The organism is Bacillus sp. IT-79MI2 (assembly GCF_949768135.1).
Classification (GTDB): domain Bacteria; phylum Bacillota; class Bacilli; order Bacillales; family Bacillaceae_G; genus Bacillus_A; species Bacillus_A pseudomycoides.
The window spans coordinates 19254-27834 of record NZ_CATKPV010000074.1; the positions used below are offsets into that span (position 1 = coordinate 19254).

The following is an 8581-nucleotide window of genomic DNA, read 5'->3' on the forward strand; positions in this document are numbered from 1 at the left end:
ATCCTCCTTCTCTATTTCCCCTCAGCTATTAGTACAACATCATCGATATTTTTTTCTGGACGAATAATTGTCCCATCTTCAATGACCATACCCGATCCGACAATCGCTCTTTCGATGACAACATTTTTACCGATGCATGCATCTGGCATAATTACCGAATCGATTACCATACTCCCTTCTCCAACCGTTACTCCTTGGAATAAAACAGAGTGTTTTACATCCCCTTCAACAACGCACCCTTCATTAATTAATGATTCTTCTACCTTTGCCCCTTCAGCAATATACTGCGGCGGCTCATTTGGATTCACCGAATAAATGCGCCAGCTATGATCGTTTAACTGTAAGGACGATTCTTCTCGAAGCAAGTCCATATTTGCTTCCCATAAACTTTTTACAGTTCCAACATCTTTCCAATACCCTTCAAATGGGTAAGCAATGAGCTTTTTCTCTTCGTCTAATAAAAGCGGGATGACATCTTTTCCAAAATCATTACTAGATTCTGGATTTCTTGCATCCATCTCTAAATATTCTTTTAAAATAGCCCAATTAAAGATATAAATTCCCATCGAAGCAAGATTGCTTTTTGGAAATTGTGGTTTTTCCTCAAATTCAACAATTTCCATATCCTCATTCGTATTCATAATGCCGAATCGACTTGCCTCATCCCAAGGTACTTCAATAACTGAAATCGAAACATCTGCTTCTTTTTCAATATGGTAATCTAACATTTTACTGTAATCCATTTTATAAATATGATCTCCTGACAAAATCAGAACATATTCCGGATCGTACTGATGCAAATAGTTTAAGTTTTGATAAATAGCACTCGCTGTTCCTGTATACCATTTCACTCCTGAAGATTCCGAGTACGGAGGCAATACGGTCACGCCGCCATTCACACGATCTAAATCCCAAGCATTACCGATTCCAGTATAACTATGAAGCTCAAGCGGCTGATACTGCGTTAAAATTCCAACTGTTTCAATACCAGAGTTTGCACAATTACTTAATGTGAAATCAATAATTCGGTACTTACCGCCAAACGGAACAGCTGGCTTTGCTAAATTTTTTGTTAAAGCACTTAAACGACTACCCTTTCCTCCTGCTAGTAACATTGCTACGCACGTCTGCTTTTGAACCATCTTGTTTTTTGCTCCCCTTTCTCGCTTTCACTGGTCTTAAAATGGATACGCCAAATGGTGGAATTGTTATTTCTACATGAGCAGACTGATTATGATACGGCTCTAGAATTGTCTTTAGGCGCTTTTTATTTACCTGCCCTGAGCCTCCATATATTGCTGCGTCACTATTTAAAATCTCGTTATAATACTTGAACTCTGGTACACCTACTTTATAATTTTCATACACAATATTAGTAAAATTACATACCACAACAAAGATATCGTCTTCCTTATCCCCTTTACGAATAAACGAGAAAATACTTTGTTCTTTGTTATCGGCATCAATCCACTGAAATCCTTCCTGCGAATGATCCAACTGCCAAAGTGGTTTAGAGCGCTTATACAATGCTATGAGCTCTTTAAAGTAATCATGCATATAACGATGCATTTCAAAATCATGCAAATTCCAATCTAGATCCTCGAGATCTTTCCATTCGTCAAACTGACCAAATTCCCCACCCATAAAGAGTAATTTCTTTCCAGGATGCGTAAAGAAATACCCGTATAATAAACGCAGTTGTGCAAACTTTTCCCAGTAGTCTCCTGGCATTTTATTTAACAATGATTTTTTTCCGTGAACGACTTCATCGTGAGAGAGCGGTAATATAAAGTTTTCGGAGTAAGCATATAGCAAAGAAAATGTCATTTTCTCATGAATATATTTCCGGTATTCCGGTGCACACTCCATGTATTTTAGAACATCATTCATCCAGCCCATATTCCACTTATAATTAAACCCTAGTCCGCCTTCATACACTGGCGTAGTCACAAGTGGCCAAGCTGTCGAATCTTCTGCGGTCATCAAAAATTCTTCGTCCTCTGCAAATACTGCCTCATTTAACTCACGCAAGAAGGAAACGGCGTATTCATTACTTTGCTGCTTCCCTTCTTTTTCCCAGTACAACATATTCGCAACCGCATCGACACGAAAGCCGTCAATATGGTAATACTTCATCCAAAACAGTGCATTTGAAATTAAAAAATTACGCACTTCCTGTTTTCCTAAATCAAAATTTACTGTGCCCCAAACGTGATTTTCCTGTACATCCAAATCTTTATATTCATAGGTCGGCGCTCCATCAAATAAATACAACCCATGAGCATCTTTACAAAAATGACCCGGGACCCAATCTAAAATGACACCGATTCCATATTTATGACATTCATCGACAAAATACATGAAGTCATGCGGTGTACCAAACCGGCTTGTCACCGCATAATATCCGGTTCCCTGATATCCCCAGGAACGGTCATATGGATGTTCCACAAGCGGCATAATTTCAATGTGGGTAAATTGATGTTCCGCCACATAAGGAATGAGCTCCTCTGCCATCTCTCGATACGAGTACAGAGAGCCATCTTCTTTCTTTTTCCATGAACCAAAATGCAACTCATAAATTGCCATTGCTTCCTTATACATTAATTTTCGTTTCTTCTTTCGAAACCAATTTTTATCATTCCATTTATATCCCTTTATATCAAAAATAACAGATGCCGTATTTGGTCTTACTTCTGCATATGTTGCATAGGGATCTGCTTTTAAAATTGTTTCGCCACCTTTGGTTTCAATCGCATACTTATATATTTCATTTTCCCCCAAATGCGGTATAAACAATGACCAAATACCCTCTTCTGCCATTTTTCGCATCTTATGCCCTTCAATATCCCAATCATTAAAATCGCCAACTACACTCAGAGCTTTCGCATGAGGAGCCCATACTGTAAATCGTACGCCTTGTATTTCATCTTCCGTTACAAGATGCGCGCCAAATATGTTATAGCTCTCATAACACTGCTTTGTATGAAATTCATACACACTCTCTTCTATACAATCTGTTACACTCAATATGTTCACCTCACTAAGATGGCGGAATTTTCATTACTTTTTAAACATTCGATAGGAAACTGAAATATCCTTGTGCATTTTTAAATATATATACGTTTTTTCGCGGAAATTAAAGGTAACACTTTAATTTTTCGTCAAATTTATCGAATTTTGACGAATATTCATTGAAAGCGTTTTATTTTTTGTTCGTTCTTTTTTATTTTTTACAAAAATATACAATGGTAAGAAGTTCTCTATTTTTCTAGTTTCTTTCCTTCTTTATTATTTTGAAACAAATGTTTTCTCATAAAGTGAAACTTTAATCAGCTCTCACCAATTGGGTTTTTACGGGCAGTTTATCTCTCACCTAACTTCTTTGTTTCCATTGAATTTTGAGGTGAGAGTATTACTGCCCACGAATAACGGGGTAAAACATTTACTGGAAATCATGCTTTCTAACTATCCCCTCACTTAAATACTATATTTTATCTAATTGTTAGTAAGGCGATATATATTTCACTCTAAACATGGGGGCTTATTATAGCATAGCGCTTCTCCTATTTTAACAACCCTGAAACATCAAAATAACGCATTACAAGCTGGTATAATATATTTATCTAATCCTACTGTTACCGTCAATATGAAAGATTTAAAGCCAGGTAATTCGTTCAAGAAGAACTTCAAAACTGAAAACAAAGAAAAGTACCGATTCTCGGTACTTTTCTTGTTTTTTCATTTCTTATTTACTTGTAAACCATAACTGTTTGTAACGGAGTAAAACCTATCTTTTCATAAATCTCTTGAGCAAAGTTTGTGGAAAATACATTAAGACGTACTTCCTCATATCCATTTCTTTTCAACTCTTCAATTCCAGCCTGAATTAGCTTTTTGGAAATCCCTTTACCTCGAAATTCAGATAAGACGTATACATCGTAAATAAAACCAATTTCCTTTTCTGTAAAATAATCCGTATTTGTCCCTACTAATATCCATCCAGCAATTGAATCATTCTCTTTGTATACAAGATAATACGCCCCTTTTTCAATAAGACCTGTCATCATCTGTATCGCTTTTCCACCGGAAATTGTTCCATGATTTTGAATACCTTCATTAGCAGATAATACTGTATTAGATAGTATGTATGTTGTTTCTTCAGCATTAGCTCTTTCTATCATAACTTTATCCCCCTCATTTTTATTACGCTCTCATGAAATAATTCTTTAAGCTCGCTATAAACTCTCCATTTTATGGATTTAATTTCCATACAAAAAAAAAAAAAAAGCACTCTATACAAAATAGGGTGCTTTTCCTATAAACGACCCTTTTCCAGCAAAAGGGGGTGTATATTTTGGGGATATACAGGGAAACTGGAAAAGGAATTTATATAAAGTTATATAAAAATTCAGAAGCCGGAAGCAATTTCCCGCTTCTGAATTATTTATCAATTATCCTTATAGTACTGGTGCCATTGTTTCTTTTAATACTTTTACAGAGTGAGTAAATTTCGCTTTTTCTTCTTCATTTAACTCAAGCTCCACGATTTCACGTACACCTTCGCGGTTAATGACAGCTGGAACACCTACATAAGCATCTTTCTCGCCGTATTGACCTTCAAGGTATGCAGATACAGTTAGTACACTGTTCTCGTTGTTTAAGATCGCTTTAGTTACACGAAGTAGTGACATACCAATTCCGTAGTAAGTTGCACCTTTACGCTCGATAATATGGTAAGCAGCATCGCGTACATTTTCAAAGATTTTATCTAAATCTTCTTGGTTATACTGTTCGTTGTTCGCTAAGATTGTTTCTAGTTTTTGTACACCTATAGTAGCGTGGCTCCATACTGGAAGTTCAGTGTCACCGTGCTCACCAATGATATATGCATGAACGTTACGTGGATCTACATCTAAATAGTCACCTAACATGTAGCGGAAACGAGCAGAGTCTAAAGTTGTACCAGAACCGATTACGCGTTCCTTTGGTAATCCAGATTCTTTCCAAGTTACATAAGTTAAAATATCAACCGGGTTAGTTGCGATTAGGAAAATACCATCAAATCCGTTATCCATAATGCCGCGAACGATTTGCTTAAAGATTTTTGTATTTTTCTCAACTAAATCTAAACGAGTTTCACCTGGCTTTTGTGGTAATCCAGCAGTGATAACAACTAAATCTGCATCTTTGCAATCTGCATAACTACCGCTCCAAACTTTTGTTGGTGATGGAGAGAATGGTACTGCATGGCTTAAGTCCATTGCTTCCCCTTCTGCTTTAGCCTCATTTACATCCACAAGTACAAATTCTTCAGCTACACCTTGGTTAATCATTGAGTAAGCATAACTACAACCTACAGCTCCTGTTCCTACTAATACTACACGATTGATACCTTTTTTCATGGTAATTTCCCCTCTCTATTGTTCACATTTATTTTTTTTATTATTGTTTAAGTAATTAATTAAAATACTAATTTAATGTTGTTTAACTTCTTTACACTCATATTGTAGCACGATTTATTGTGAATACATTCACAAATTATGACCTATTTGTGAACTTTTTCACAGACAGTGGAAAGTTATGATATTAGGTGTGGAATCAATTTCAATGGAAGCCTTTTCTTTAGATTGTGAAAAGCTTATTTCATTATATTTTATCGTTCGCCTATTAAAGATTAGATCCTACATAATTTGCAATAGCTATATATCCTTCCAATTACAATTTCTTTATACTCAAAAACGAAAAAGCTATCCTTTCAGCAGTATTTCCAGAAAGAATAACTTATTTTTTCGTTTTTGGAACCTCCTTTTTCTTAGCTAGTTGACGGTATGAGGGTGCCTCTACAAAATATTAGTAACATCTCCATCTTATCTTTTTTCCGGCATTAAACGAGTAGATACTCCAATTCGATTCCATGCATTAATAGTAACAATCTGCATAATGATTTCAGCAATTTGCTCTTCTTCAAAGAATTTCCTTACTTCTTCATATACCTCATTAGGAACGTGCGTTTCCGCTACTAGTGTAATTGCCTCTGTCAAAGCAAGCACAGCACGTTCTTCCTGCGTAAAGAATGGTGTTTCACGCCAAGCATTAAGAGCGTAAATACGTTGTTCTGTTTCCCCTAGTTTTCGTGCATCTTTCGTATGAAGATCAATGCAATACGCACATCCATTGATTTGAGAAGCCCGGATTTTAATTAGCTCTTTCAATACTTCATCAATACTTGTAGTCATCAAGTATTTTTCTAAACCTACCATTGCTTTATAACCTTCCGAATTTACCTTTCCCATTAAAAATCTTGTTTCCATTGTATATTCCCTCCATAAAATAAAATTAGTTTGTACTTTGGCACCAGGATATTTAACAAGGTCTTTCATGAATTATTTAAAATCACTATCTGCCGTAAAATATTTTAATTCATGACAGAATCCCTAATAAAAAACATACATAGCATCCCTTTTATATCCTGTCACCTATAAGACAAATAAGCTTTTCAATTTGTGACAAAATAAAAAAGAGATCTTAAAAAATAAAGATCTCTTTTTCAATTACATGCTATAGAACTGGAATATGCTTTAATTTATCAGGATTAACTATAATGTAGATTCTTCTAATGGATTCTCCACTTTCATTCCATTCAAAACATATGGCTTTCTCTGCACGGCCTTTATTTCTTGCTAAAATACCAAATTGACCATTTATGATAGTTGGGAGAAGCTCCAATTGAAAGAATCCTCGTGAAACAATAGCCTCCAGAAATATCTGGATACGCTGTTTGCCCAGAATCGGAAATATAGCTGCACGTACTTTACCGCCTCCATCGGTGACAAGTGTTGCATCTACTGTCAGCAAATTAATAAATTCCTCAAAATCCCCTGTTTTTGAACCATGAATAAAGGTATGTATCATTTTTTCTGTATGATCTGATTGTTGTGGATTTACGGGTACTTCGTGCTGTATCTTCTCTTTACAACGACTGTAAATCTTTCGGCAATTTGCCTCTGATTTGTTTAAAATCTCCGCTATTTCACGATAATCGTAACTAAGCGCTTCCCTTAAGACAAATACGGCTCTTTCAACAGGTGTTAAATTCTCTAACAGTACAAGAAATGCATAGGATACTCTTTCGTTTTGAATGATAGTTTCCACAGGATTTAGTTTCGCCGTATCTATTTCCGGCTCGGGAAGCCATTCTCCTGTATACACTTCTCTCTTTTTTCGAGCCGATTGTAGTATATTCAAACAATGATTTGTCGTCATTTTTATTAAATACGCTTTCATATTTCTAATGGATTCTTGGTCCGTATGTTGACCTTTGATAAATATATCCTGAGTAACATCCTCCGCATCACTAACAGAGCCCAGCAGACGGTATGCAACCGAGTAAACTAAAGGTTGATACGTTCGATACAAAGTTTCAAAATCCATATTATCACTCCATTCTATAGCGTGTTTCAATATAAAGTGAAACTTTAATCAGTGGGGGTCTTACTGCGCACGAATAGCGGGATAAAAATATATGATTTGTTATAATTAAAAGATTATCTTTCTGTTACGAAAGGAACGATTCTTAATCTTATGCAAGCTCTTAAATATCACTGACATAATACTATTTGATAGTTTTTATCCATAGGAAGCAATGATTACAACTTGTGTAAATTCTTACATAAAAATTGTACAACAGATAACTTCATCAAAATAGGAATATGAAACAAAAAATATATGTATACTGGGCACACTACACAATAAAAAGGTGAACTTTTGTACCCACCTTTTACATACCCTATTCCCCTTTAAATTATTTTTCTTACCTATCAAAGTCTACTTTAGTTTTAAAAAATCCTTATAACAAATAAAAAAAGAGATAGCAGATTATGCTATCTCTTTTAGTATGACCCGTACGGGATTCGAACCCGTGTTACCGCCGTGAAAGGGCGGTGTCTTAACCGCTTGACCAACGGGCCAATTTCTGGCAGAGAAGAAGGGATTCGAACCCTCGCACCGCGTTAGCGATCTACTCCCTTAGCAGGGGAGCCCCTTGAGCCACTTGGGTACTTCTCTATATAATATGGCTCCGCAGGTAGGACTCGAACCTACGACCGATCGGTTAACAGCCGATAGCTCTACCACTGAGCTACTGCGGAATAATGGTGGGCCTAAATGGACTCGAACCATCGACCTCACGCTTATCAGGCGTGCGCTCTAACCAGCTGAGCTATAGGCCCCAATGGAAAAAGCGGGTGAAGAGAATCGAACTCTCGACCAGAGCTTGGAAGGCTCTTGTTTTACCACTAAACTACACCCGCATGAAACTAAAATGGTGAGCCATGAAGGACTCGAACCTTCGACCCTCTGATTAAAAGTCAGATGCTCTACCAACTGAGCTAATGGCTCATTTTGAAAGTGGTGCCGGCTAGAGGACTTGAACCCCCAACCTACTGATTACAAGTCAGTTGCTCTACCAATTGAGCTAAGCCGGCTTGCTATTTCAAAATGGTGGCTCGGGACGGAATCGAACCGCCGACACGAGGATTTTCAGTCCTCTGCTCTACCGACTGAGCTACCGAGCCTTTATGTA

7 protein-coding genes and 8 tRNA genes are annotated in these 8581 nt (G+C 36.7%); 1 reads left to right on the forward strand and 14 read right to left on the reverse strand.

The features are described 5' to 3' along the window. Positions 1-11 precede the first annotated feature (11 nt). Together ACM6HU_RS20060 and glgB are read right to left on the reverse strand one after the other, a co-directional pair. Positions 12-1142 carry a glucose-1-phosphate adenylyltransferase gene (locus tag ACM6HU_RS20060; RefSeq protein WP_016116839.1) on the reverse strand — a complete coding sequence of 377 codons (1131 nt, stop codon included), beginning with the start codon at positions 1140-1142 and terminating at the stop codon, positions 12-14. Then, positions 1090-3027: a 1,4-alpha-glucan branching protein GlgB gene (gene glgB, locus ACM6HU_RS20065; RefSeq protein WP_016116840.1), complete on the reverse strand. Its 1938-nt coding sequence runs from the start codon at positions 3025-3027 to the stop codon at positions 1090-1092. The genes ACM6HU_RS20060 and glgB overlap by 53 nt, the downstream gene beginning before the upstream one ends. A gap of 550 nt (positions 3028-3577) precedes the next feature. On the opposite strand from glgB, the gene ACM6HU_RS20070 reads away from it, so the two are divergent. Further along, complete coding sequence (locus ACM6HU_RS20070; protein ID WP_353777550.1) at positions 3578-3766, forward strand: TasA family protein; 189 nt, start codon at positions 3578-3580, stop codon at positions 3764-3766. On the opposite strand, the gene ACM6HU_RS20075 is transcribed toward ACM6HU_RS20070, so the two are convergent. From ACM6HU_RS20075 to ACM6HU_RS20130, 12 genes are all read right to left on the reverse strand, one after another. Beyond that, positions 3750-4181 carry a GNAT family N-acetyltransferase gene (locus ACM6HU_RS20075; protein WP_016116841.1) on the reverse strand — a complete coding sequence of 144 codons (432 nt, stop codon included), beginning with the start codon at positions 4179-4181 and terminating at the stop codon, positions 3750-3752. The two genes, ACM6HU_RS20070 and ACM6HU_RS20075, sit on opposite strands and share 17 nt — an antisense overlap. A 276-nt stretch (positions 4182-4457) precedes the next feature. Continuing rightward, positions 4458-5402, reverse strand: a complete 945-nt coding sequence (locus tag ACM6HU_RS20080) for an L-lactate dehydrogenase (RefSeq protein WP_016116842.1) — start codon at positions 5400-5402, stop codon at positions 4458-4460. 465 nt (positions 5403-5867) lie between these two features. Continuing rightward, positions 5868-6311, reverse strand: a complete 444-nt coding sequence (locus ACM6HU_RS20085; RefSeq protein ID WP_077295624.1) for a carboxymuconolactone decarboxylase family protein — start codon at positions 6309-6311, stop codon at positions 5868-5870. A 247-nt stretch (positions 6312-6558) separates the two neighbouring features. Then, positions 6559-7431 (reverse strand): RNA polymerase sigma-70 factor, encoded by an 873-nt coding sequence (locus ACM6HU_RS20090; RefSeq protein WP_016116844.1) that lies wholly within the window; start codon positions 7429-7431, stop codon positions 6559-6561. Between the two features lie 464 nt (positions 7432-7895). Continuing rightward, a tRNA-Glu gene (locus ACM6HU_RS20095) sits at positions 7896-7967 on the reverse strand. 6 nt (positions 7968-7973) lie between these two features. Beyond that, positions 7974-8064 (reverse strand) — tRNA-Ser (locus ACM6HU_RS20100). A gap of 8 nt (positions 8065-8072) precedes the next feature. Further along, positions 8073-8147: transfer RNA gene (locus tag ACM6HU_RS20105), tRNA-Asn, on the reverse strand. Between the two features lie 4 nt (positions 8148-8151). Continuing rightward, positions 8152-8228 (reverse strand) — tRNA-Ile (locus tag ACM6HU_RS20110). Between the two features lie 10 nt (positions 8229-8238). Further along, positions 8239-8309, reverse strand: a tRNA-Gly gene (locus ACM6HU_RS20115). A 12-nt stretch (positions 8310-8321) separates the two neighbouring features. After that, positions 8322-8397 (reverse strand) — tRNA-Lys (locus ACM6HU_RS20120). Between the two features lie 10 nt (positions 8398-8407). After that, positions 8408-8483 (reverse strand) — tRNA-Thr (locus ACM6HU_RS20125). Between the two features lie 14 nt (positions 8484-8497). After that, positions 8498-8573, reverse strand: a tRNA-Phe gene (locus tag ACM6HU_RS20130). Positions 8574-8581 lie beyond the last annotated feature (8 nt).

What these genes read in the sequence shown, in the direction of transcription:
- ACM6HU_RS20060 (WP_016116839.1), bottom strand. Translation starts at nt 1,142, where the DNA reads ATGGTTCAAAAGCAGACGTGCGTAGCAATGTTACTAGCAGGAGGAAAG.
- ACM6HU_RS20075 (WP_016116841.1), bottom strand. Translation starts at nt 4,181, where the DNA reads ATGATAGAAAGAGCTAATGCTGAAGAAACAACATACATACTATCTAAT.
- ACM6HU_RS20080 (WP_016116842.1), bottom strand. Translation starts at nt 5,402, where the DNA reads ATGAAAAAAGGTATCAATCGTGTAGTATTAGTAGGAACAGGAGCTGTA.
- ACM6HU_RS20085 (WP_077295624.1), bottom strand. Translation starts at nt 6,311, where the DNA reads ATGGAAACAAGATTTTTAATGGGAAAGGTAAATTCGGAAGGTTATAAA.
- ACM6HU_RS20090 (WP_016116844.1), bottom strand. Translation starts at nt 7,431, where the DNA reads ATGGATTTTGAAACTTTGTATCGAACGTATCAACCTTTAGTTTACTCG.